18 protein-coding genes are annotated in these 24852 nt (G+C 46.2%); 12 read left to right on the top strand and 6 right to left on the bottom strand.

Annotated elements, in window-relative coordinates; genetic code table 11:
• The first annotated feature begins 237 nt into the window (after positions 1-237).
• Positions 238-5505: a carbohydrate binding domain-containing protein gene (locus MKX34_RS27555; RefSeq protein ID WP_179089321.1), complete on the top strand. Its 5268-nt coding sequence runs from the start codon at positions 238-240 to the stop codon at positions 5503-5505.
• Between the two features lie 75 nt (positions 5506-5580).
• On the opposite strand, the gene MKX34_RS27550 is transcribed toward MKX34_RS27555, so the two are convergent.
• On the bottom strand, positions 5581-6138 hold the full coding sequence (locus MKX34_RS27550) for a transcriptional regulator (RefSeq protein ID WP_036685364.1): 558 nt from the start codon (positions 6136-6138) through the stop codon (positions 5581-5583).
• A gap of 256 nt (positions 6139-6394) precedes the next feature.
• Here MKX34_RS27550 and MKX34_RS27545 point away from each other — a divergent pair, with 256 nt between their 5' ends.
• From MKX34_RS27545 to MKX34_RS27510, 8 genes are all read left to right on the top strand, one after another.
• On the top strand, positions 6395-7588 hold the full coding sequence (locus tag MKX34_RS27545; protein ID WP_036685362.1) for a glycine betaine/L-proline ABC transporter ATP-binding protein: 1194 nt from the start codon (positions 6395-6397) through the stop codon (positions 7586-7588).
• Entirely contained in the window at positions 7588-8421 is an 834-nt protein-coding gene (locus tag MKX34_RS27540; RefSeq protein ID WP_036685360.1) for a proline/glycine betaine ABC transporter permease, read from the top strand. The genes MKX34_RS27545 and MKX34_RS27540 overlap by 1 nt, the downstream gene beginning before the upstream one ends.
• Before the next feature lie 13 nt (positions 8422-8434).
• Positions 8435-9304: a glycine betaine ABC transporter substrate-binding protein gene (locus MKX34_RS27535; RefSeq protein ID WP_038573223.1), complete on the top strand. Its 870-nt coding sequence runs from the start codon at positions 8435-8437 to the stop codon at positions 9302-9304.
• A gap of 287 nt (positions 9305-9591) precedes the next feature.
• A complete protein-coding gene (locus MKX34_RS27530; RefSeq protein WP_036685356.1) occupies positions 9592-10203 on the top strand; it encodes a VTT domain-containing protein in 612 nt (203 codons plus the stop codon).
• 154 nt (positions 10204-10357) lie between these two features.
• Positions 10358-11437 carry a sporulation protein YunB gene (gene yunB, locus MKX34_RS27525; RefSeq protein WP_076141798.1) on the top strand — a complete coding sequence of 360 codons (1080 nt, stop codon included), beginning with the start codon at positions 10358-10360 and terminating at the stop codon, positions 11435-11437.
• Between the two features lie 69 nt (positions 11438-11506).
• Positions 11507-12991: a hypothetical protein gene (locus MKX34_RS27520; RefSeq protein ID WP_076297337.1), complete on the top strand. Its 1485-nt coding sequence runs from the start codon at positions 11507-11509 to the stop codon at positions 12989-12991.
• On the top strand, positions 12988-14190 hold the full coding sequence (locus MKX34_RS27515; RefSeq protein ID WP_076297336.1) for a hypothetical protein: 1203 nt from the start codon (positions 12988-12990) through the stop codon (positions 14188-14190). Before MKX34_RS27520 ends, MKX34_RS27515 begins: the two co-directional genes overlap by 4 nt.
• Entirely contained in the window at positions 14183-14920 is a 738-nt protein-coding gene (locus MKX34_RS27510; protein WP_076105323.1) for a glycosyltransferase, read from the top strand. The genes MKX34_RS27515 and MKX34_RS27510 overlap by 8 nt, the downstream gene beginning before the upstream one ends.
• Before the next feature lie 25 nt (positions 14921-14945).
• Here the strand turns inward: MKX34_RS27510 and MKX34_RS27505 are convergent, their stop codons facing one another.
• The 5 genes from MKX34_RS27505 to MKX34_RS27485 all read right to left on the bottom strand — a co-directional run bounded on the left by MKX34_RS27505 (position 14946) and on the right by MKX34_RS27485 (position 22171).
• Positions 14946-16895: a glycosyltransferase gene (locus MKX34_RS27505; protein WP_076297335.1), complete on the bottom strand. Its 1950-nt coding sequence runs from the start codon at positions 16893-16895 to the stop codon at positions 14946-14948.
• A gap of 15 nt (positions 16896-16910) precedes the next feature.
• Entirely contained in the window at positions 16911-18332 is a 1422-nt protein-coding gene (locus MKX34_RS27500) for a glycosyltransferase (protein ID WP_076297334.1), read from the bottom strand.
• The gene (locus MKX34_RS27495) at positions 18329-20374 is read right to left on the bottom strand and encodes a TPR domain-containing glycosyltransferase (RefSeq protein WP_076297333.1); all 2046 of its coding nucleotides are present in this window, start codon (positions 20372-20374) and stop codon (positions 18329-18331) included. Before MKX34_RS27495 ends, MKX34_RS27500 begins: the two co-directional genes overlap by 4 nt.
• Before the next feature lie 113 nt (positions 20375-20487).
• Complete coding sequence (locus MKX34_RS27490) at positions 20488-21903, bottom strand: DUF6385 domain-containing protein (protein ID WP_339203878.1); 1416 nt, start codon at positions 21901-21903, stop codon at positions 20488-20490.
• A 28-nt stretch (positions 21904-21931) separates the two neighbouring features.
• Positions 21932-22171 (bottom strand): DUF6385 domain-containing protein, encoded by a 240-nt coding sequence (locus MKX34_RS27485; RefSeq protein ID WP_339205477.1) that lies wholly within the window; start codon positions 22169-22171, stop codon positions 21932-21934.
• A 482-nt stretch (positions 22172-22653) separates the two neighbouring features.
• Between MKX34_RS27485 and MKX34_RS27480 the strand changes: the two genes are divergently transcribed.
• The 3 genes from MKX34_RS27480 to MKX34_RS27470 all read left to right on the top strand — a co-directional run bounded on the left by MKX34_RS27480 (position 22654) and on the right by MKX34_RS27470 (position 24614).
• A complete protein-coding gene (locus MKX34_RS27480; protein WP_076128012.1) occupies positions 22654-23190 on the top strand; it encodes a hypothetical protein in 537 nt (178 codons plus the stop codon).
• An 18-nt stretch (positions 23191-23208) separates the two neighbouring features.
• Positions 23209-23790 (top strand): hypothetical protein, encoded by a 582-nt coding sequence (locus tag MKX34_RS27475; protein WP_076296359.1) that lies wholly within the window; start codon positions 23209-23211, stop codon positions 23788-23790.
• Between the two features lie 155 nt (positions 23791-23945).
• On the top strand, positions 23946-24614 hold the full coding sequence (locus MKX34_RS27470; RefSeq protein ID WP_076296360.1) for an alpha/beta fold hydrolase: 669 nt from the start codon (positions 23946-23948) through the stop codon (positions 24612-24614).
• The last annotated feature ends 238 nt before the right edge of the window (positions 24615-24852 follow it).

Here is a 24852-nt window from a genome sequence, read left to right as displayed (position 1 = left end):
CGAGTTATTATGAATAGGGTGAATGAAAATTCAATTATTTTCAGTCTATTATTATTGCCGAAACAAGTCAAATATATATTTCACTATGCAGATTTACTCCAAAATAATCTATGTAAAAAAATTCAAAATTACATCTTTACAAAAATAGAAAACTAAGCAACAATAGCATTGTCGAAACCGATTTCGATTTTTCGCTTGAATTACGAATATTACGAAATTCGAGGAGTGATGTTTAGGATGAAAAGGAATTTCACAGCAGCACTTGCTGCTATGCTCCTTGTCACCGGGCTGCTATCACCGGTTGGGAGCATGAATGCTTCAGCGGCAGAGGCGTTAAAGGAAAACTCACCTGATTCAGCGGCAACGAAAGTGGAAAATGAACCAATCAATGGATTGAAAGCGTTTACCGATGTATCTCCAAATCATTGGGCCGCAGGCCCATTACAGCGTTGGAGCACAAATGGGATCATAAGCGGATATGACGACGGGTCGTTTCGTCCGGGTAAGGAAGTCACGAAGGCAGAATTCGCAGCTATTATGAATCGTATATTTAATTATCAGGAGCAATCGGATAAGGTTCCCGCTGATGTCCAGACCACAGACTGGTATAAAAATGATATAGCCAAAGGGATTGCAGCTGGTTATTTAAGCAGTGATCAGAAGAACAATATTTATCCTTCAAAAGCACTTTCGCGCGCGGAGGCAGCGTTAGCATTGGAGAAAGTGTTTCGTTTCAATGCAGACAAAAGCAGTACAACAGCATTCACCGATCTGAACGGAGTCAGCGATGAAACCGCAAAAGCAATAGCCGTTCTATCGAGTGCAGGTTATGTAAAAGGTTATCCTGGAGGTTTGTTTAAGCCTGATGGTGGGATCACCCGTGCAGAGTTAGCTCAGTTGGCTGATCGAATGGTTTCGGGACTCCTCCTGAAATCAGGAGAGACTTCACTAGGAACAGTAAAGGGCAATGTAGTCATTAATCGGGCTGATGTGATTCTTAAAGACACGGTCATCCAAGGTAATCTTTATCTAACCGAGGGGATAGCTGAAGGGAATGCAAAGCTTGAAGGTGTAAAGGTAACAGGGACTACTTTTGTACGGGGAGGCGGCGAGCAAAGTATCGGCTTACACCATACTTCTCTTGGACTGCTTCAAGTAGCCAAGCCTAATGGTAAGGTTCGGATTTATGCCAGCGGGTCGACAGCTGTGGGTACTGTGCAGCTGCTATCTGGGTCAATCTTGGAAGAAAGCAGCGATCTTACCGGGGCAGGGTTTGGGGATGTTGAGATGGATGTCGTTCCTCACAATATTTCGCTTCGCGGAACATTTGGAGCGGTTCGTTCGGCAGACTCAGCAGTCAGCGGTTCTTTGTTAAGAATCCTTGGAACTGTCGGCAGCCTTACTCTGGGAAGTCCGACCCATTTAACATTGGAGAACAATTCACAAGTGGCGGCACTAATCCTATCTGCGAGCGCTGGAGCTACAGCAATTCAAGGCAGCGGAAGCGTAACCACAATAGATAACAAAGCCGATGGAGTGACGATTGGCGGTGTAGCATTGAAAAAAGGAAACACTGGCAAAACAACATTGCCAATAGCAAGCTCAGCGCCAAGCAGTTCGGGGAATGTAGGTCCAATAACGACGCCAAGCGCCACACCTGAAGCAACGGCGGCACCTACGGCCACTGCTACACCAACCGAAACGCCAACACCAACCGAAACACCGACACCAACAGCAACGCCAACACCAACCGAAACACCGACACCAACCGAAACGCCAACACCAACCGAAACACCGACACCAACAGCGACACCAACACCAACCGAAACACCGACACCGACACCGACACCAACACCAACACCAACACCAACACCAACACCAACACCAACACCGACACCGACACCAACGCCAACGCCAACAGCCACACCAACACCGACACCAACAGCCACACCGACACCAACAGCCACACCAACACCAACACCAACACCAACACCAACACCAACACCAACACCGACCACTGATCCGTGGACACTGGTGTGGGGGGATGAGTTTGATGATGGAGACATTGATGCTACAAAGTGGACCTATGACCTTGGAGATGGTTCGCAATACAACAATCCAGGTTGGGGAAACAATGAGAAGCAGTGGTATACCAACGATGAGAAGAATGTAAAGGAACAGGACGGTAACCTGATCATTACGGCCCACAAAGAAGAAAAAGCTGGCAAACAATATACTTCTACACGGATTAAGACTAAAGGGTTGTTTAGTAAAAAATATGGCAAATTTGAAATTCGGGCCAAAGCACCTACTGGAAAAGGGTACTGGCCGGCGATCTGGATGCTGCCGGAGAACGATGTGTACGGGACTTGGGCTGCTTCCGGTGAGCTTGATATTATGGAAGGCTGGGGCAGTCGTCCAAACACGGTAGCGGGGACGATTCATTACGGCGGTATGGCGCCGAACAATGTATACTCCGGCAAAGAGTATGTATTTCCGGATAACGCTACGATTGAGCAGTTCCATACGTACTCTATTGAGTGGGAGCCGGGCGAAATTCGCTGGTATGTGGATGGTGAATTATATTCGACCAAAAATGACTGGTATAGCATCAGCAATGGGCAGCCTGCCAATAATGTGTATCCAGCGCCGTTTAATCAGAAGTTCCACTTGCTGATGAATCTGGCCGTAGGCGGTAACTTTGATGGTGATCCGACTAGCGAAACCGTATTTCCAAAATCGATGGAGATCGATTACGTTAGAGTCTATGAGCTGACAGGTCGTGAGTACCGCGAGCCTATTCCAGTTACACTGGAGAAGGAAGCCTATCCAGAAGGCTCCAAGCTTGCACTGGCAGACGGCAACATGGTCTATAACAACAATTATTCGGAGCAGGTGCCGGGGGATGACGGTATGGGAATCCCGAATACCGCACATTGGGTACTTTATAAAGAAGCAGGGGCTGAAGCTACGGTTTCTACCGTTCCTATTGGGGAGCGCAATTATGTGAAGGTAGATATCAGCAGTGGTGGCGGCAATTTTTATTCGATTCAACCCCAAGCTATCGTATCTATAGCTAAAGGCAGGTTCTATAAACTCAGCTTCGATGCCAAAACCGATATGTCCCGCAGTATGAGCGTCCGGTTAACAGGTGGAGAATCTCGTGGATTTGCAGCGTATTCTCCATCGCTTAAGGTAGATCTAACTTCAGCGATGACCCATTACGAGACGATGTTTCAAATGAAGGAAAACTCAGATATTGCTGCACGCGTCGAGTTCAACGTGGGTACCAATACTTCACCGGTATGGTTTGGTAATGTCAGATTAGAAGAGATTGAGAATATTCAATTCCCGCATGATAGTGTGAAGGAACCGCTGGCCAACGGTAATCATCTGTACAATGGTACTTTCGATATTGGGGAACCCAATCGGATGAGTTATTGGCATACGGAAGCAACTGGTGGTGCCATGGTAGAATCAAGCGTTAATGACAATGGCCAGTTAAAGCTGCAGATTGGCGGCAGTGAAAATGGTGAGGTTCGGTTACTTCAGAAGGGAATTCAGCTCATTCAAGGGCAGGACTATGAGGTTACGTTCAATGCTTCAGTCTCCTCTGCACGCACAGGAACGGTTCAACTACTAGGGAAAGACGGCAGTGTACAGGCAGAACAACCGGTTAACTTAAGCGAAGGTGAGCAAAAAATTAAAGCTACCTTTATCAATCTTGCAGGTGCAACCGATCATGAAGGACAATTCGTATTACTGTTAAACGGTGCTGCGGATACAGTCATTCTGGATAATTTCCAGATGCTGCGTACTAGCTTCTATTTTGATCCATCGCTAATATACTACCCACTCTTGAATGGTGAATTTAACTTTGGGTTTAGCGCCTGGGACCGCCTGTTGACAGAGCAGGGTGGTCAGAGCAGCGCTACGGTTGCAGATGGAGCAGCGAAATTTAGCATTACGAATACCGGCAGTCAGGCGTATTCTGTAATGTTGTTTCAGAACAACTTGAAAGCTGCTGCTGGAATGGATTATGAGGTTGAATTTGACGCCAGTTCAACCGTAATCCGCAAAATCGGGGTGAACGTAGAAAATGGTACGTATCAGGCCTCGTTCAGCAATATCGTGGAGGTAACGCCGGAGACGAATCATTACAGATTCGAATTCCGGCAAGGAAGCAAGGATACATTGTCTCTAAAATTCCTGCTTGGGAAGGTTGAGGGGATTAGTATTCCTCAAAACCATGATATTATCATTGACAATGTGAAATTTGAGATCAAAAATGCACCGGCCAAACCGCAGGAGCTGCTAAGCGACAGCAGCAATAACAGAGTTTCACAGCCGATTGAGCTTACTTTTATCGACAATGCAAATTGGCGGAATCAAATCATGGCGGTAAAGGTTAACGGTACAACACTTAATGCAGAGCAGTACACTATTGAACCGGGAAAAATCACAATCGAAGCAGCAGTATTTCCGGCCGAAGGAAGTTATGCCATTACTGTTGAGGCTGAACATTATGTTACTGCAACTGTCACGCAGACTATTCTAGCTAATGATAACAATCTAGTCATCAATGGTTCGTTTGGCAGCGATAAGACAGGCTGGACTACCTGGTCCGGAGAAGGTGGCGTCTCCGCGTTTAATGTGAAGGATGGCGTAGCTGAAATCCTGATTACGTCGGCCGGATGGGAAGCGTGGCATACACAATTTTTCCAAGAGGGTATTCCACTGGAGGGCGGAAAAACGTATGAGGTGAGCTTCAAGGCGAAATCAACGGTTCCGCGGCAAATTGTGTTAGAATACTCCAATACTTCAGCTGCTTCCGCACAAGCTAAGTTTGATATTCATGCGGATTGGGCTACTTATACAGCACAATTTACGGTGTCGAACAGCAATCCGCTGAAGCTTAATTATCTGATCGGCAAAACGCTGGGCGCTGATCCTGCGGCTAACAGTACGCCGCATACGATTTCTTTTGACGATATTGTGGTCAGGGAGGTACAAGGGGGTCCACCAGTAATACCGCCAAGCGGTACGCTGGATAATGGAACCTTCGATGTAGATGCAACGGGCTGGAGCCAGTATTTTGACGGAATCGGATCTGCCTCTGTTCAAGAGGGGGAATTTGCTATCAACTTAACAGGTACCGGGCAAGCCCCTTTTAGCGCACAGGTGGATTACGAAAATCTGAAGCTTGTTCAGGGAAAAACGTACACCTTGAAGTTTAAAGCTCGTTCTACAGTTAACCGCAATATTCAGGTAGCTGTGGAGCATAAAGGCGGGGATTACACCAAATATATGGAAGCTGAGCTTGTAGCCTTGACCCAAAATATGGACGAATACAGCTACACATTTACGATGAATGGGGCAACAGACGCAGGTGTTCATCTGGTGTTTTTGCTAGGGCTTATAGATGGGAACGGTACGGAGACGAATAGTGAAATTAGCACGGGCAGTACAATTTATTTGGATGATGTAAGCTTGATCGAAGGGTAAACGAAAAAAACGGCAGTGTTTTCCTTTTTACAGGAGCACTGTCGTTTTTTTGTGTGTGTTTTTTGTGGGTTAGATTTAAGTTTCTTTAGGGATAAATTCAAAAATTTTGCCACTCTCAAAAGATTCTATTAGTTTCAGCAACCAGCGGTAGTAGTTAATGGATTCAGTTATTTTTTCTTCATCTGTATTTAAGAGCTGCATAAGTTTACTATCGTCACTATACTCTTTTTTCATATCGTTAATTTCTGCAAGTGATTTCGCTAGTGAGATCATATTACCTTCGACGGCTTTTCTCCATTTAATAGAGAAGTAATCACTGAAGTTCTGATGCCAGTCAGGCACAGTGGTGAACAAGTCTTTGCGCGTCCCTCTCCCCCATACTTTGTCGATCATTTTCAGATCTAGAAGGGTACGGACTCCCGTACTCATGGACGTTTTACTCATTCCCATTGTTTTGCTGAGCTCATCCAGTGTCACTGGACCTTGATTGAAGTACATATAACCGTATAAATGTCCAATAGACAAGGTAATGCCATACAGATCCATGTTTTTGCCGATAGAATCGATCACACGTTCACGGGCTTTACTAATCTTCTCTATTTGTTCGGGCGTAAGCCCTTCTAAATCGTTCATGATGTCCCTCCTGAGGAATAGGTCGATAGACTGCAACCTTATACAATGTATTGTAATCAAATCCCCCTCCATAAGTAAAGAATTCATGAAGAAAGGAATTTGGCGTAAAACAGAGTATTCCATACATAAAGTTCGTAAAGTTAAAACTGTACACTAAATTTTATCCGTATATGGTGTTTGCATGAATTTTCAATAGTCCGGTAAACTACTATAAGTGAACTAAACCCGGATAACATTTCGGGAGAAGGAGGACGGCATGGCTATTATAGAGGTGAAACAACTAACCAAAGTATTCGGTCATGATGCGGGACGCGCGATTCCTTTATTAGAGCAAGGGATGTCGAAGGAAAAAATTGCTCAGGAATTGAAGTTGACAGTCGGAGTCAACAAAGCCGAATTCAGCATTGAAGAAGGAGAAATATTCGTCATTATGGGTTTGTCCGGCAGCGGTAAGTCGACGCTGGTTCGTTTGTTGAACCGCTTGATTGAGCCTACAGGGGGGCAAGTTCTTTTTAAAGGGAAAGATGTTGTGAAAATGAATCCGGAGCAGCTGCGCCAATTCAGACGGAAGAACATCGGTATGGTGTTTCAGAAGTTCGCATTATTTCCACATCGAAGCGTACTGGAGAATGCAGCATACGGGCTTGAAGTTCAGGGCGTAGATAAAAAGAAAAGAACTGAACTGGCAACGGAAGCTTTGCATCTGGTAGGTCTGAAAGGTTGGGAGAATCATCGTCCTGATCAACTCAGTGGAGGGATGCAGCAGCGTGTTGGACTGGCACGGGGCCTTGCTAACGACCCGGATATCCTGCTTATGGATGAGGCATTTAGTGCACTGGATCCGCTTATTCGTAAAGACATGCAGCAAGAGCTGCTGGAATTACAGGCCAGAGTGAAGAAAACCATCGTGTTCATCACTCATGATCTAGACGAAGCTTTGCGGATTGGAGATCGGATCGCACTGATGAAGGACGGAGTCATTGTGCAAATTGGTACACCGGAAGAAATCCTCATCCAACCTGCCAATAAATATGTAGAGCGATTCGTGGAGGATGTGGACTTGTCCAAGGTGTTGACTGCAGCTCATGTAATGCGTCAGCCGGAAACAGTCAGACCTGAACGCGGGCCTCGGGTAGCGCTTCAATTAATGCGTGACAGTGGTATATTCAGTCTGTATGTAGTGGACAAGGAAAATAAGCTTCTGGGTGTTATTACAGCTGAGGATGCCCTTAAGGCACTGAATGATAATAAATCTATTCTGGAAGTAACGCGGAGAGAAATCCCACGTGTACAACCGGAAACGCTACTCAATGATTTCTTTGAATTAATATCTGAGACACATTTGCCTGTAGCCGTCGTAGATGAAGCGGATAAATTGAAGGGTATTGTGATTAAAGGAGCCGTTCTTTCCGCACTCGCCGGCAACGCGGTACCGGAAGGAGGATTATAATGGACATTCCTAAACTGCCTTTGGGAAAGGCACTCGAGTGGTTGGAAAATTGGCTGACGACTTATTGTGGGCCCCTGTTTGACTTCATCCATTCGATTATCGGTGGTATGGTGGCTGGCATTGAAAATGCACTTACCTTCCTGCCAGCACTAGTACTTATCGTGATTATTGCAGCTTTGTCTTATTGGATCGGTAAATGGCGCATGGCACTATTTGCGGTCATTGGGCTGCTTCTGATTGATAATCTTGGATTATGGGGACCTTCTATGCAGTCCTTGGCCCTTGTTCTAACCGCCTCGATATTGGCTGTAGTAATTGGTGTGCCGATTGGTATTTTATGTGCGCAGAGAAATACCGTTAGAAATATAGTTACGCCTATTTTGGACTTTATGCAGACGATGCCGGCTTTTGTATATTTATTGCCAGCGGTATCCTTTTTCTCACTGGGCGTAGTTCCAGGGGTTATAGCTTCGATTATTTTTGCAATTCCGCCAACGATTCGCTTGACCAATCTCGGAATTCGTCAGGTTTCGGAGGAACTGGTGGAGGCAGCAGATGCTTTCGGATCGACACCTACTCAGAAATTAGTTAAATTGCAGCTTCCAATCGCTTTACCAACAATTATGGCAGGTGTGAACCAGACAATTATGTTGTCACTGTCAATGGTTGTTATCTCATCGATGATTGGTGCACAGGGCGTGGGTGCCTATGTATACCGTGCGGTATCACAGGCTAAGACAGGAGACGGATTCGAAGCAGGGATTGCGATCGTTATTATTGCCATTCTGCTGGACCGTTTGACACAGAACGCACTAAAACCAAAACAAAGATAGGAGTTTTAAATAAATGAAGAAGAAAAATATAGGGGTATTCCTGTTAGTTATTATGATGATTGCTGTTATTGCTGGATGTTCTTCATCAAGTAAAGAGAAGGTAAAATTAGCATATGTAGCATGGGATTCGGAAATTGCGAGTACTTATGTAGTAAAGGAAGTACTTGAAACTAAGCTTGGAGCTACCGTTGAAATGCTGCAGGTAGATGCTGGCCCAATGTGGGCTGGGGTTGCAGACGGTAGTGCGGATGGAATGGTTGCAGCTTGGCTGCCAAGCACCCATGCGGCTTATCTAGAAAAGTATGGTGCAAAAATTGAAGATTTGGGTGCGAATCTAAACGGAACTAAGGTTGGCTTGGCTGTTCCAGCCTATATGGATATTAATTCTATTGAAGACTTGAAGAACAGTGATATGGCAGCAAAGCTGAACAATCGCATTATCGGCATTGAGCCAGGTGCTGGCATTATGACAACCACAGAAAAGGCTATTGCGGAATATGATCTTAGCGATTACACACTTCTTGAAAGCTCATCTGCAGCGATGGCTCAGGAACTGCAAAAGGCTTATGACAACAACGAGCCAATCGTTGTTACAGGTTGGACACCACACTGGATGTTCGCCAATATGGATCTGAAGTATCTGGAAGATCCAAAAGGGGTTTATGGTGCGGATGAACAGATCCACACGATGGTCCGCCAAGGTCTGAAAGATGACATGCCGAATGTCTACAAATTCCTGGATCAATTCGAATGGACAGCGGAAGATATGGCTAAAGTAATGATTGAGGTTCAGGGTGGTAAGTCACCAGAAGAAGCCGCTAAAACTTGGGTTGAGAGCAATCCGGATAAAGTGAATGCTTGGGTTGCAGGTATAGAATTGTAAGTAAATTAAAAACTGTGTTATGATGTGAAGAATAAATGGAAACAAAAATGTAACTTGTACGCTAACTACTGTTCTTTACACATTACACTTCATAAGCAAGCTCATTCAATAAAACACCCCGTAAGGGGTGTTTTTCTTGGGAATATAAGCAAAGTATTACAAGCTCTTAATGTACTGTGCTTATATTTCAATAAGAATGGATACCTAGTTTACACACTTAGACTTATGCTTTGTCAAAGTAAATCAGGAGGCAGCTGCTGCAAGGAGTCAAGAGAGGAGACTGCTTCATGACAGAGACCATAAATACCTGGATTGATTGGCTGCTGCAAACGCTGGGCCTTAGCGGGCCATCTATTTTATTCGTGACCATCCCGCTCGCACTTTTGCAGAGTATATTAGGATTTTTTCCATTCGTAATTTTGATCGTGCTGCATGTCTCTGTTTTTAACGTAATTGGAGGCATGCTGATCAGTTGGCTGGCCTGCAATCTAGGCGGAATACTGATGTATTTTCTTATTCGGAGATATCTGTATAACTGGTTTGACCGAAAATGGAGAACCAAACTGAAGCGCTATGATAAATGGCAACGTTACTTGGATCGATACGGGATTTGGACGCTGGTACTATTGCGTACGATTCCGATTATTCCGAACAATGTAATCAATTTCATGTCTGCTGTTTCACCGATTAAAGCCTCATCCTTTATATGGGGAACCGTGCTTGGTAATTTATCTTATATATGGTTATTCGGTACGATTGGATCAACTTTAATTGTTCCGCGTGAAGAATGGAATGGTTATCTTACCTGGTATGCGGTGTTTATTGCTATTCTCATTGGCATCTTTATTCGGCGTCATTGGGACCATTTGCAGGAGGATAAGCGGAGCAGAATGCACTAATATCATATTCCCAGTTGATGATCTAAAGGATGAAGAACGTTTCTTCAGGCGTAGTTTGCCGGAGGGAACGTTCTTCTTTTTTGTCCTCTTAGCGAATACCTTAAATTAAGTGGAGGTGGCTTGACCTCTGCGTAAGGCGGGAGGGACTATTGCAATGGGCAGATTGAAAAAATGGGGGAACCGAAGGCTGAGAATACCTGATCTAGGCCATTTTCGGCTGCCAAAAATAAATGGGGACACGAATCGGAGATTCTCAGCAAGAAGCTCCGCATTCAAGTCAAAACCCAGCCGGGCAGCGGTTAGGCCGCAGCGTACGCGCTTTGAAGCCAAACGTAGCAAAGGCCGCTTTAGGTTATCCAGCCGGCCAGAGAGTAAGGTAACGGTTGCAGGCGGAAAAACACATAAGCCAAGAAGCCGACGCAAATTTTGGCTGATAGCATCTTTAGTAATACTTGTGCTGGTGCTGCAGTCACTTCGCTATGTGGAGCTGCATATGAAGCCGCCCATCCTGCATTTAGCACAAATACGTGTGAAGCAAATCGCTACGGAATCGATTAATAAGGCGATTACCTCTCAGGTTGCGAATGGAGGGAATGCGGAAGAGCTAATTGATTGGAAGACGGATAAGAACGGGAAAATATCAGGGTTCATGCTCAACTACGCGGAGCATATGCGTATTACTTCGCAAGCGGCACAGGTCATTCAGTCTACGCTGCAGGAATTGCATAATCGAACAGAATATATTCCGCTGGGGCAGGCGCTGGGCAGTCCCCTTATCGCTTCTTATGGACCCGACATTCCGATCAAGATTGAACCACAAGGTGCGGTTAAGGTTGAACTCAGTACCCGCCAGCAAAACGCTGGGATCAATATGATTCTGGTCGAGGTATATATTCATATTGTGACAGAGGTTGCAGTCGTCATTCCTTTTGATATGGAGCCGCAGGTAGTGGATACAGAAATTCCTGTGTCTTATCTGATGGTTGTTGGAGATGTACCTATGTATTACTACGATAATCAAGGTCAACCTGTGGGGGCGAACGGCAGCAGTGCTCCGGGAATTGCTATTCCTGCTCCAGCTGTAGGTGGGGATAAGAGTGGAGCAGTGGATCAGGGTAAGGATACCTCCAGCAACAGTCAGAAAGATAACAACCCGTCTCCAGCGGCAACTGATCCCGCGAGTACGGGTGCAGACCATACGGAAGAAGATAAAGGAGCGGGCGGAGGAAATTAAGGGGATATCGCGCTTCAGCGCTCATAGACTATAGGTAGAACAGCTTTAATAAATGGAGCGTGAATCCTAATGTCGCAAGAATCTCTGAATGTGGAACGCTTGGCGGGAAGGTATGGGTTCTTGGAACGCACGGGACTACTTCCACTGCCGAGTATAGATGGGATCACCCTTGTAGTTGAGCTAAGCCGCCCGGATTGTGCCGCGGCTTGCTTACCCTTGCTGCTGCTCCATTCTGGAGAGTCTGTGCGCATTATTGCTGTGGCAATGACTCCTGATTTTCCTATGGAAACATTAGCCGGACAGTTCTCACAGGAGCAGTCGATTCTCTTTGTTCCTTATGAGAAAGAGGAGTACATGCCTAACCAGGCTCTGGCACAGATCGAAACCAGTTTCGCGGTTTTACTTGAAGATTCGACCATGGTATCGCCTGGCTGGCTAAATGAGCTATTGTGGGTTCCTTTTGATGACGCTTCTGTTAAGGTGGTTTCCCCTCGCTCTTCAACCGAAAGAGGGGAAGGGAAGAAACGTCTTCACTTCGGCACCTATGATGAGTTTGCTGCGCATGTGAGCTATAGTCTTAGCCGGCACCAAGGAGAATGGCGAGAGATGGATGTACTAACGGGTTCTTGCCTCCTGTTCTCTAAAGAGCTGCTTCAGCGTATTGGAGGGTTGGACACCTCGCTTCATGCGCGGCCTCTTATGATTGCCGATTGGTGTCTTCGAGCGCGGCAGTCTGGAGCTAAGCTGGCGCTAAGTGATGCTGTGTATGTCCATGCTATACATTCACTTGATAGAGGCCGGAGTAGGCTGAACGGACCAACACTTGCGGATGGCTGGCGGGCGTACAGTACAAAATGGGCGCTGCAAGATGTCTTAGAAGACGAAGAACATCTTGTACCGCAGAATGGATTCTTACAATCAACACAACCTGTTATTCCACTCGGTAAGGCAACCTTGGCAACGCCATTAGTGACTGCGATTGTTTATTGTGAAGAGGATGGGAATGGGGACCATCTTCCGCAGGAATGGGCAGCTACACAGGAGCAGCAGAGCTACAAGAATATTCGCTGGATCTGGATCAAGGACAGCTGGATGAACACAGCTTCCGGCTTGCCAGTAAATGAACAGGATGTAGTGATTACAGTTCGTGGTCAAGAGGCTTGGCTGCGGGCTTTGAAGAATGCATCTGCATTATTTGAGAGTGAGATAACTGTGTATTTATCAGACTCTATCAGGTATGAGAAATATTACGTTGAACGGGTAGTGAAGGCGATCACCCAAGGTTCCGCGGATTTGATCGTTAGTTTATCTACGGATATGGACGAAGAGGTGGGGCATTTGCTTAAGGGAGACCCTTCGGGAATTGTTTTTCCGCTAGAGCGAGTTGCTCATAAAGGCGGGAATGTGCCTGGAGTGATTACCTGTAAGGCGTCCACTTCGCACCAATTGCAGCTTCACCCTGAAGCTTCACTAACTATAGGTTATGTGGGGGATTTGTCCGAACCGCAGGGGAAGAAGGCAGATAGCAGCAGGGGCAGGGAGGCGCACTCATGAAATATTTAATTCTGAGCAGAGGCTCCTGGGAGGAATACGAATATAAAAGACTGTTGGATCTTCTTCCCGAGCGGGAAGAGGTTTGTTTTGCCGGAAGAATGACTCTTGAGCAGCAGATTAACAGCCAGATCAAGCCGGTAATGATCGCGGATATTCATACTCTCAAGGCGAGGGAGTACACATTTCTGGTCTCCTCTCCTTATTGGCTGCCCGAGGTTCTTTCTTTGCAAGCAGGATATATAGTGGCTTTGTTAGAGGGCTGTCCGGAAGAAGAAAATAAGGTCTTATGGGATAAATACAGCGGCTTGCTTGGAGCAAAGGCTGATCTAGTAGGAACCCGGTCAGAACGGATCTATCTGGAGCAGAGCTTGTGCAGGGAGAGTGTTATTTATCTCGACGGGGATCAGCAGGAATCCTATGGAGTTGTATTTCAGCGCGAGCGGATTTATTTTCTGACAGATTATGAAGTGTTGTGGAGTAAGGCGATTGAGAACTTATGGCAGGAGGAGCCCCTCCTTGCTACGGACTGGTTTAGGATTCAACTACAGCTTAGGGCTGATTATTATACCTCAATGTGCGCCAAGCTGCCCAGCCAGCCTGTTGTACATTATTTGGCAGCATCTTATTTGTATTTGCTTGTGGACTCCACAGCGAATCGATATCTGGCGCAATCCTTTGAGTTAATGGTGTTGTATGAATATTTGGATTGCCTTATTTCACACTTCCGTTTTTTTTCTGCAATAGAAGCCAAGACAGGGAATCTGGAAACGGCAGTCCGCCAATTTGCGATTACAGCATTTACCGCAGAGGAGAAGCAAGCAGTAGAAAGGATGGAGGGCTGGCTCCATTCCGGGCAGGATGAACTGGTTCGCGCGGAGTTGTTCCACCTGAATGAGGATGAGGCAGCGGCGGTTAGAATTTTAAGTCCGCTAACTTCTTCCGAGGCAAAAGCGTTGCTGGTGCAAAATTATGTGCGGACTTTTCAATGGGAAAAGGCAATAGTGCTGCAACATGAGCAAGAAAATGTGGATGAAGCCATGGAAGGCACCATACACTTGCTTTATGGCAGGCGGCACGAGGCCATCCGCAGCTTTTTAAATGCGGGAGGGCAAGACAATCAGGCATGGCCACTTTTGTCAGAGATGGCAGATCTCGAAGAGGCTGTAAGACGATTGAGAAGGAGAGTGGAGGATGAGTAGTCATAGAGGGCCACTCCGCAAAACATCTGGCAATCGTCTGACTGCTATAATGCAGGTTAGGAACGAAGCCGGAAGGTATTTAGAGCAGGTGCTGGAGGAATTAAGTGAGTTCGTGGATGATATTGTGATCGTGGATGATGGTAGTACAGATAATACGGCTCAGTTATGTCTCTCTTTTGCCAAAGTTAAGAAGCTCGTAACCCTGCAAAGCTCTTTGTTTAACCGTGAATGGGAGCTGCGGCAAACATTGTGGGAGCTGGCGGTATCTACGAATCCGGATTGGCTGCTGTCTGTGGACGCCGATGAGTTCTATGAAGAGTCTGCTAAACGGGAGATGAGGCGACTCATCGATCAGGATGTGTATGACTGGGTATCCTTCCGATTATTTGATTTTTGGGGCGGCACCACACATTACCGTGAAGATGAGCATTGGAATATCCACACGAAGCATACCCGTACACTAGTCCGCTATTTGCCGAACTTTCATTATTTTTTTCCGAAAATGGATCATCATGTGCCAAGACTTCCGCTCTCTTATTCGGTATTGCCGGGTTTTCTTACCGAGCTGCGTGTGAAACATTATGGTTGGGCGATATCCCCTGAGGAGCTTCGGCGAAAATACTCGCGTTACCTGGAGCTTGATCCAGAGGGGCGCTGGGGTAGTCTGGAGCAGTACGAATCTATCCTTGATGAGCAGCCCCATCTGGTAGAATGGCAAGAGGAGCATTGAAATCCGCATCTGCCCTGCCAACCGGCTAAGTCCGGCTGGCAGATCTCAGAAGCAGCGCAGAAGAGAGATGAGCTGACGGTATCCCTTGCGGATAAACTTCTGCTGCGAGCTGCAGCTTGTAATAAGCGAGGCTCACGGCTGCGGTAGCCCCTCCGACTCTACGCAAAGCGGCTTCATCTTCTATATGAAGGATGGGCACCTCTCCGCAGGAGTAGGCTATCGCAGCGTATAATTGCCACTCGGTACAGTCCGCAGGCGTTTGATATTGAGGAGGCTTGCTGACATAAATAGAGCACCATTGTTTTTTTATGGAGGTGGGGGCTTCGAGTAAACCGTAAAGTAAAGGCTGCGGCAGACTGGACCATTGAAAGGAAGAACCTTGCGAATGCCGATAAAGTGCTAATAAACTATTCCAAGCACCAGTCTGAAGCAGCAATTGTGCTGCATAGTTGAGATCCGAAAGATCAGCTTTAAGCCTATAATTCCCCGCTAAAAGATGATGGATCGATAAAATCCCCGGTCTGTAAGGCAATAGACAGACAAGCCAGCGCATGGCAGACTCAGTATCTCCAATACGGCAAGAGAAAGCCCACAGGTAGCCAAGTACAAAGGATCGGTTGGAAAGATGGGAAGGATCATGAAGCAGCTGTTCAAGCGGTGCGAGTGTCTGAAGATGTTCTGGTTGATTGTTTATTTCCAGAATCGCCTGCAATGCAACCTGAACAGATAAGGGTAACTGGCTGGCTGTAGAAAGCTCAGCTTGCCATTCCGGATCGCGGGCATTGAGCGCTGCGGGCAGAAGATAACTCAAAGTATCAGGGGATAAAGAGTGCAGATGGTTGTGGGTCAATGCTCGTAGCATCACCTTCTCCCCAGAAAAAAGGCTTAGTGGGACAAATTCTTTCCACGCTTCGGTATAATCAGGCTTATGTTGTATGGAAGCCTCGTAATGTCTCCACGCATCCGGGTATTGGTATAACTTCTCACACACTCTCCCGGCTAGTAGTTCTGTTCGATACGTTCCACTGCCCGAGGAAGAAGGGTATTTATGTGCTGTATTCCCGCTCTGAAGTGCTTGCTCCAAGTAGTGCTTGGCTGAGCTGAGCTTCCCTTGTTCCAGTAACAGGAGGGCATAGCTTTCTAATAAATCCGTGAAATCGGGAAAAAGACCGCTCCCCGTACGAAAAACTTCCTCAGCTTCCTGCTTTCGGCCACATAGTTGTAAGGCGTAAGCCGTCTTAAGGTAAATATCTGAGACATAACCGGAAGGGGCTGGAGTGGAGGTGAGCAGCGGAAGGAGGATCTCTGCCGCTTCTTTATATTGTCCCTGCTGATAATACTCTGCCCCTAACGCATAACGAAGAAAAAGATGGTTTGGTTGAAGCCGCAGACCGTTGTTGATAAGTGCTAAATTGCGGTTATATTTATTTTTACGCATCAATTCATCTTCTAAATATCCGTAGTGCAAAATACGCAAATCTGCATAAGCGATCTCCCCCGCTGGAAGCTCCCAAATGCTGCTGGCAATCTCCTCATGAATACTTCCGCGAAAAATAATTCTTTTGTCATTTCTGAATAATCGACAGACATGATCTGTAACAAAATCCGCTTCAGGTATATCACCGACATAGTGGATAATGGGCAGCCAATACCCATGAATATACTCGGCACCAAGCAAGGGCTGGAGCAGATTCTCACTCCAATGATCCACAGCCTCATCGGCATCCAGTACCAGAACCCAAGCAGAAGTTGCATACTCTAGGCTTATATTCCGAGCTTTGGTAAAATCATTTTCCCAAGGAATGTCGATAATCTTTGCACCGAACCTCTGAGCGATTTCTTTACTGTTATCCTCTGAACCTGTATCCGCAATGATAATCTCAGATACTAGCCCGCACACAGAGGATAAGCATTTCTCCAGATGGTTTGCCTCGTTCTTAATGATCATGCAAAGTGTAATATCCGGTGTGGTCATAGGAATACGTCCTTCCTAATCTGAAACTCTGGGCAGTGGAAGTGCGAGCCGCACTCTTTTAGCCGCTGGAGAATAGGGGGTTGAAGAAGAGAGGGAGGCAAGCAGACGATCCGCCAACAAAAGCTCCGAGCGCCCTGGGTGATAGGCTGGATTAAATAACGAGTCATTAGATGAGGACTGCCCTGTGGTCTTCATCAGCTGTTTTGCTGCCTTATCACATCCCTCAATCTGCAATAAATCTAAGAGAAGTCCGCTTTTAGCAGCTGTGTATTCGGGTAGATGAGCGTGAAGCCAGCCCGAAATTTCATTTTCGCGCTCAGCACATTTTAAGGCTCGGATCAGTCGGGTTATAATGGGCGTTGGATCGGGATGAAGCTGAGCAGCTTTGGTATAACAGGCACAGGCCTCGGTCTGATCGCCTATTTCTTCGCATAACTGTCCCAGCAAATAAAATGTCAAATAAGATCCGAATCCAGACTCGGTATGGTAACCGGAAGGGGCTTCTCCAATGAATAAGGCTTGCAGCAATGCTGTTTTGGCCTCAGCTAGGGCTCCCATTTGAAACAGCAGCACACCTTTGATATGAGCCAAGTCAGGATAATCTGGATGTAGGGTTATCCCTAAGTCGCAAGCTTCCAGCGCCGCGTTGAAATCTTTTAATTCTGCCAGGCAGCGGATTTGATATTTGTGCAGCAGATGAACGTAACTTGTGTCGGGCGGAGCTTCGTTAAGTGATCTTTTGATATGCTCTAGAGCCGGTTGATATTCACTAAGCCGCATATATTCAACAGCCATATTGAAATGGTGAAAGGGGTCATTGGGATTTAACTTTAGCTGTTCCTTGAGCAGCTCTACATTTCGTTTGATCTTATCTTTTTTTGCTACTACGCCGTCTGCATAACCGTAATGATGGATGACTACGGTGCTTAAATGCATAGCTGCTTTGGGTGTAGCTTTTACGATCGTTTCTGCAATCTGTTCGTGGATGATGCCGCTGAAACGGTACTGCGGGCGGTTACGGAATAGGCGGATAATCGGATTAACAGTAATGGTCTGTGAAGCTGCGGTTAAACCTTTATGATTATGAATGCGCAGAAAAAAAGCTTCATACTCCAAATGCTCCGCACACAGCAACAGCTCCCCCTTACTTTTCGCATCCAGTTCCTCATCTCCATCCAGAATGAGAATCCATTGTCCGTGGGCTTGCTGAAGACCCGCGTTGCGGGCAGCGGCAAAATCGCCATTCCAAGGATGGTGAACAACTTTAGCTCCAAAGCTTAGAGCAATTTGTAGCGTGGAGTCGGTAGAGCCAGTGTCGACTACTATGATCTCATCGGCGATACCACGTACGCTTTTTAAACATTGGCTTAAGCTATCTGCTTCGTTCTTAACGATCATGCATAGCGAAATCAGAGGTTTTTGGCTTGGCATGTTCATTTGGCTGCCCTCCCCTCGCTCTGGCGGAAGCTCCACTGTGTGTGCCACGGTGTACGATTTAGTAAAAAGATGGATTTATGGATGGCACCAATATCCGTTTGCAGTGGACCATGGACGTTAGCCGCATCCAAGCTGTTCAGTGCCTCCTCCATGCTAAGCTTCGCTTGCTGAAGGTAACAGAGTGCTAAACCTACTCGGGCAGCCTCATGCTCAGGCATCTGCTCCAGCGCTTGTTGAAACCATTCACTGGCTTCCGTGTAATGCCCCTTGTCAAAGACCATCTCACCTATATAAAAAAGAACCTTCGCATCAGCCGCTTGATCGCTAACTAACCTGATAAAATGCTCGCCTGCCGCATTCCTATTCCCTTCTTTATATAATGCTGCGGCTAATTCAGACCGAAAGGTAGGGAACAAATTTACCAAAGCTTCGCTTAACGCGGGCTGGTGTAGTTTTACTGATTGTTCGATCAAATCTGAAATGAATGAGGAATGTAATGTTAATGGATCTACCTCTGCTTCGACGGGATCTACCTTTTGTTGCTGGTGGCACTTCTGAATGTATTGCAGTCCGAAGCGAAGTTCGTCTGGTACATAGGTTAGCAGGTCATTGTGGAATTCTCCAAAAAGCGACCAAGAGCAAATAGCCCAGAGGGTAGCCCACTTTTTCAGATATTCTAAATCATGGTTATCTTGCGTAGCTAAGGAGGCCATTTGTCTTATCGTTGTATAGGCGTCTTCCAGCTTGCCGGTAATGATGAGCGAAGAGATCATCCAATTTGCCGTCTCTAATTCCAAGGGAAAAGTGTCTCGGGATAAGTTAGTGATGGCCTCATTAGCATTTATCGCAAATAAACTGTCAATAATCGCAGCTCGTTGGGCAGCATTAGCCGGGGGGACGAGTTGTATCAGCAAGGTGGCAATATCCTCATCGGTTACAGCTAAGCGTTGAAAAGCAGAAGCTATTCCCTGCAAGGCAGGCCTATATAAAGAGTGGTGTTGAAGCGCACGGTGGTAGAATCTCGCAGCGTCCTCCTGAAGCTCAAGCCGCTCTGAGATTAATCCTAGTCGATAAAGTGGGCGGAAGGTGTTCATCCCTTGCTCAGATACATATTTTTGATTAACCTGATCTCCAGAAATGGATGCTGCACGCTGATAAGCTTGAAAAGCACGTTCTAACAAACCTTGACTCTCCAAAGATTGGCCTAATAAAAAATGCAGGTCAGGGTAATCCTCATAACGCTCCAATTCAGGCAACAGCAAGGTATCTATGATATTGGTTTTTCCTTGAGTCAGATAAATTTTACAGAGATCTCTAATCATCGTAGGACGGTAGGAAGCTTCAAGTGGCACATGGTGAAGGGTCTGGCGAAGTAATGTCTCTGCTTCCAGAAGACGACCGTCCTGACAGCAGGTGACTGCTAAATTATACGAGTGAAAAGGATCTTCCGGTTGTTCGGCTAAAGCGAGTCGCAGCAGCTGTTCATTGCGTTTGATTTTATTTTTTCGTGCCATGATTTCCGGCATATATCCGAAGTGTTCAATCTCAATATCACTATGCTCAATCGCCGAGATGTTATGTGATTTAAGGATTGCAGCGTCAATTCCTTCATGAATTCTTCCGCTATATCGATAACCCTGTCCATTTCGGAATAAACGAACCGCACTGTGCTTTACCTTATCTTCAGGCCGAACGCCAAGCCAATTATCAATGTGTACTGTAAAAGCCTGAGCTTGCGTGTTTTGCAGGAGGCTGCGGAGTTCCGGAAGTGGAGTTTGCAGGCGTTCATCCGCATCAAGGACTAGAATCCAATCGGTATCCGCCTGATCGAGACCTTCGTTACGTGCTGCAGCAAAGTTTTCTGTCCATTCCCGTTGGAATACTCTAGCCCCGTGCGCTTGGGAAATAGCTATGGATTCGTCAGTAGAGCCTGTATCTATGACCACAATCTCGTCAACACCTGCTACGCTTGTGAGACAGTGGGGCAGAAGATCAGCTTCATTGTTAACGATGAGGTGGACGCCAAGCGTAATATTGTTCACGTTGTTTCCTCCTTGTTACATATGTAGAAGTAGAAATCAGCTTTTGCTATCAAAAGAAAAAGCACATGGATATCCATGCACTCTTTCGTTACAACATATGATGGGCATCTGCATTACGTTCCCTGCGCGTTGAAACTTACATTGATTGTTGAGGCGGCTCCTGCATTCGTTGATTGATAGGATAAGCGTGTATATTTCAGGAATCTTGCCGGAACTATGACATCGATAGAACCTGCTGCTAAAGGATTATCTCCTGTGGTATCGACGAAATAGTTCGTTCCGTCAGCACTGATTTCTACTCGTGTGTTGACTGGGTTAGCTCCAGTGTTATTGATGAAAAAGGAATAGGTCCCCAATACGCTCGTAGTCACTGCTGGCAGAGGAGTATAGGCATTAGCAGTTGCAATACCCGTCGTGGTCTGTTCGATAAAGCTGCGTTGTGAAATAGAGGTCACACTACTGAGTGTACCGGCTGTAATGGTGGCTCCGAGCACGCTGGTAATGGTGCCGTTTAAGAGGTTGGTGACCGTACCTGCAGAAGACAAAGTACCAGCTGTGATCGTAGCTCCGAGCACGCTGGTAATGGTCCCGTTTAAGAGGTTGGTGACCGTACCTGCGGAAGACAAAGTACCAGCCGTAATGGTGGCTCCGAGCACGCTGGTAATGGTCCCGTTAAGGATATTGGTAACTGTTCCTGCTGAAGACAAAGTACCAGCGGTAATGGTTGCGCCTAGTACACTAGTAATAGTACCGGCAGTGATCGTAGCTCCGAGCACGCTGGTAATCGTGCCATCGAGAATGTTAGTAATGGTACCTGCGGAAGACAAGGTACCAGCTGTGATGGTAGCTCCAAGTACGCTAGTAATAGTCCCGTTAAGAATATTGGTAACTGTTCCTGCTGAGGACAAAGTACCAGCGGTAATGGTTGCGCCTAGTACACTAGTAATAGTACCGGCAGTGATCGTAGCTCCCAGCACGCTGGTAATCGTGCCATCGAGAATGTTAGTAATGGTACCTGCGGAAGACAAGGTACCCGCTGTGATCGTAGCTCCGAGCACGCTGGTAATCGTGCCATCGAGAATGTTAGTAATGGTACCTGCGGAAGACAAGGTACCCGCTGTGATGGTAGCCCCGAGTACGCTAGTGATAGTCCCGTTAAGAATGTTAGTTACCGTACCTGCGGAAGACAAGGTACCCGCTGTGATGGTAGCCCCGAGTACGCTAGTGATAGTCCCGTTAAGAATGTTAGTAACTGTTCCTGCGGAAGACAAGGTACCCGCTGTGATGGTAGCCCCGAGTACGCTAGTGATAGTCCCGTTAAGAATGTTAGTAACTGTTCCTGCTGAGGACAAAGTACCCGCAGTGATGGTAGCTCCGAGTATATTGGAAATCGTACCATCTAGGATAATTGTCGTTAGATTTCCGCCTGGATCTGTAGTAAGCGGATGATCAATCAGCGAGGCATCCCGGCCAAAAATAAGCGTTCGTAGATTATCGGGATTAGCTTGAAAAGAGCTGTAGTTAGGCAAAATTCCTCGTCCCTCTCTTATAAAATTGTTAACTCATACCTATAGACTGGGCTTGGACGTATACATCAATTTTGCCTAAACCCGTTGACTGTTGCGTGGAGGCGAATATCCGAGTCCACTTTAAAAATCTGCTTGGCACTAGCACCTTCATTTCTTTTGCAGCCACGATCTCTTCTGAATCTATAAAAGAATCAAGACTGTTCGGACTAATCTCCAAGCGGACGCTAACAGGGTGGTCTCCTTGGTTCATAACTGCGTAAGAGATCATCGTTTTAGTTCCGCTTTTTTGCCAAGGCAGAGGCGAAATGGAGCTGGACACGGGGAATCCGATAAATTGATGCTCGGAAAATAAAGGACTGATCGTGACCTTACGGCGCTTTCTTCGACCATTTGGAGGTGGAAAAGGTTGCGGATTTCTAGAGCGATTCCCCTGTTTTTTTGTGTGTTTTATTTTGCTGCGCTTTTCTAGTTCCAGACCGTTATGGATTTCATTCACCTCCTACGGGTTTTCTGGAACCCTATCCATAAAAGGACCCTAACCGTCGTTTGAGCCCTGAGCATCAATAAACCGCAGTCCAATAAGCCGCGAACCGTTAGGGACAATCCTTAGCCATTCGAATGGTGATAATAATATATGGTGAAAAATAAGAGGTGATTGGGCTGCAAAAGCAAAAATACGCACCTTCCCAAACAACCTGCTACTTAGAGCGGCATAAAATAAGATAAGCTCAAGTACGGGGAGGATAGCGCATGCCAAACGATTCAGTATTTAATCAGAGTAGCCAGCCACTCTTTACAGAACAAGTCAACACGTATGTTGCACCTGGTATAGATTCAGCTCCGGAGGGAGGAGCGGCTAAGGCGGGGCTATTGTTTGGAATCCCTTTTACTTCTACGGTAACGACTGCTGCACCGTTAGTTGTTCAGATTAGTAATCCGGCAGGCAGCGGACGTACATTGTATGTATCCCGTGTTGCAGCTAGCTCGGCAACAGCTGCGGTTACGTTATCTCTACTTCGGAACGCTACGGTCACCGGAACCACCGTTACACCGATAAATTTTAATTTTGGAAGTGCGTTAACCAGTGTGATGACGGCCAGAACCTCGACTGCTGCCCCTACGGGAGGTCCGGCCACTCTAGTATCTTTATTACTGGCAGCAGGTCCCGTCATTGTTGACTTTACTGGACAAATCGTTGTTCCTCCCGGAAATTCCATAACCACGTCCATCACGATTGCATCGGGAACTTCAGCAGCGACAACATCTATCAGCTGGTGGGAATATTAGAACTGGGAGGGGATAATCATGCCTAATCAATATGTGTTTAACGACAATGATCAACCTCTTTATGTGGATATGGTCAATACCTTCCAATCTCCGGATATCAGCGCGCCACCTGAAATAAGTGCTTCGAAGGCTGCGGTCTTGTATTCTACCAACACATCCGTGTCTAGTTTGGTCGTACTTAGTCTTATTTCTGCAATTACTTCTATTCGGATTAGTAATGCTGCTGGCAGCGGAAAAACCGTATATATATCTCGTATAAGCGGCAGTATCGGCGGATCTTCTCTGCTATCGGCTATGTCTGGAAGCTTTACAATTGTCAAAGGGGGGACGTTAACCTCTCCTGCAACCTTGACACCAACAAATAATAATCTCGGAAGCGCGGCTACAAGTGCGATGACCGTTCAATCTTCAACAGCGGCAATTAGCGGGGGGACGACGCTTTACAATTATCAATTAGCCCCAGGCGCTTTCTCACAGAACTTTACGGGCAGCATCATCGTTCCGCCGGGGACTGCTATTTGTGCTAACGTAACTTCATCTAGCTCGGCCGTAGGTTTAACGATTACTTCTGCACTCGGTCTTCTTTGGTGGGAACAATAGAATATATATTTTATTTTGAACCTATAACGGTGGTGAACCTTGACATCATTTGGTTAAGGTTTTACATAGAAGGTTGGAATGAATAGAAAATAAAGGGGATTGGCATTATACAATAAAGATGGAATTCAGTTTGGAATGTGAAAAGAGGGACAATTATGGAAAGTTGTTTATTTATTCATGGCTTTACCGGAGGTGAGCATGAAATCTCTCCCTTGTCCCAGTTTTTGGAGCAGCATAATTATCGTTCCAGAACATTTACCCTAAAGGGGCACGGGGGCAGCAGGAATGATTTACTGCATTCGGATCGACATGATTGGCAGCAAAGTGCTGAGGATGAATTAACAGAGCTGTTAAAGACAAGTGACGGAGTTCATCTGATCGGTTTTTCAACCGGTGCTCTTATTGCTTCACATCTTTCAGTGCGCTATAAACCTTGGATTAAATCTCTCACTTTGTTGTCTACCCCTGTGTTTCCGCTGAATCCTGTAGAAATTATTAAGACCCTTGCGAGCTTTTCCATGCTAAAAACTTATATTAGTAAATTCAGTTCAACGCCTCCAAAAGCAACTCGAGAGTTCCAGCGACTGGTTCGTGAAAGCTTTTCTGTTTATCCGCATATTGAGACTCCAACCCTGATCGTGCAAGGGAAACGGGATCATCTAGTGAAGACTAGAAGCGCCGATTACCTACGTCATCATATGATCAAGGCGACCCAAAAACAGGTGCTGATGGTCGACAACAGTGGTCATATGGTGTGCCATTGTGAAGAGAAGGACCGAATTATGAATGAAGTCTTGCAGTTTATTCAGAGTACAGGACGTTGAACTCAAACACTAAATAATCAACCCCAAGAGCTTCCGAAATAGGAGCTCTTTTTTTGTTGTGCATTTCAATTTTAAGGCTTGACAACGCGTCTGGTGTCATGGTAATTTTTAGTAGGGAAACCGGTTTCCCTAAAATTCGTTTGTTTCTATGCCAAAAACATCGCTGGAAAGGTTGTTTTTAATCCAAGAAGTAGGTTTTAGTGTGTTATGAATACGCTTTAATAAGAGAGGGAGATGC

The sequence above is a fragment of the Paenibacillus sp. FSL R5-0636 genome (assembly GCF_037974255.1).
Taxonomy (GTDB): Bacteria; Bacillota; Bacilli; order Paenibacillales; family Paenibacillaceae; genus Paenibacillus_AQ; species Paenibacillus_AQ odorifer.
Note: the sequence above shows the minus strand (reverse complement) of the source record. Positions and strands in the feature narration are given on the sequence as shown.

Excerpts from the sequence above, each read along its gene's own strand:
- MKX34_RS27555 (WP_179089321.1), top strand. The coding sequence starts at position 238 with ATGAAAAGGAATTTCACAGCAGCACTTGCTGCTATGCTCCTTGTCACC.
- MKX34_RS27550 (WP_036685364.1), bottom strand. The coding sequence starts at position 6,138 with ATGAACGATTTAGAAGGGCTTACGCCCGAACAAATAGAGAAGATTAGT.
- MKX34_RS27545 (WP_036685362.1), top strand. The coding sequence starts at position 6,395 with ATGGCTATTATAGAGGTGAAACAACTAACCAAAGTATTCGGTCATGAT.
- MKX34_RS27540 (WP_036685360.1), top strand. The coding sequence starts at position 7,588 with ATGGACATTCCTAAACTGCCTTTGGGAAAGGCACTCGAGTGGTTGGAA.
- MKX34_RS27535 (WP_038573223.1), top strand. The coding sequence starts at position 8,435 with ATGAAGAAGAAAAATATAGGGGTATTCCTGTTAGTTATTATGATGATT.
- MKX34_RS27530 (WP_036685356.1), top strand. The coding sequence starts at position 9,592 with ATGACAGAGACCATAAATACCTGGATTGATTGGCTGCTGCAAACGCTG.
- yunB (WP_076141798.1), top strand. The coding sequence starts at position 10,358 with ATGGGCAGATTGAAAAAATGGGGGAACCGAAGGCTGAGAATACCTGAT.
- MKX34_RS27520 (WP_076297337.1), top strand. The coding sequence starts at position 11,507 with ATGTCGCAAGAATCTCTGAATGTGGAACGCTTGGCGGGAAGGTATGGG.
- MKX34_RS27515 (WP_076297336.1), top strand. The coding sequence starts at position 12,988 with ATGAAATATTTAATTCTGAGCAGAGGCTCCTGGGAGGAATACGAATAT.
- MKX34_RS27510 (WP_076105323.1), top strand. The coding sequence starts at position 14,183 with ATGAGTAGTCATAGAGGGCCACTCCGCAAAACATCTGGCAATCGTCTG.
- MKX34_RS27505 (WP_076297335.1), bottom strand. The coding sequence starts at position 16,895 with ATGACCACACCGGATATTACACTTTGCATGATCATTAAGAACGAGGCA.
- MKX34_RS27500 (WP_076297334.1), bottom strand. The coding sequence starts at position 18,332 with ATGAACATGCCAAGCCAAAAACCTCTGATTTCGCTATGCATGATCGTT.
- MKX34_RS27485 (WP_339205477.1), bottom strand. The coding sequence starts at position 22,171 with ATGATCTCTTACGCAGTTATGAACCAAGGAGACCACCCTGTTAGCGTC.
- MKX34_RS27480 (WP_076128012.1), top strand. The coding sequence starts at position 22,654 with ATGCCAAACGATTCAGTATTTAATCAGAGTAGCCAGCCACTCTTTACA.
- MKX34_RS27475 (WP_076296359.1), top strand. The coding sequence starts at position 23,209 with ATGCCTAATCAATATGTGTTTAACGACAATGATCAACCTCTTTATGTG.
- MKX34_RS27470 (WP_076296360.1), top strand. The coding sequence starts at position 23,946 with ATGGAAAGTTGTTTATTTATTCATGGCTTTACCGGAGGTGAGCATGAA.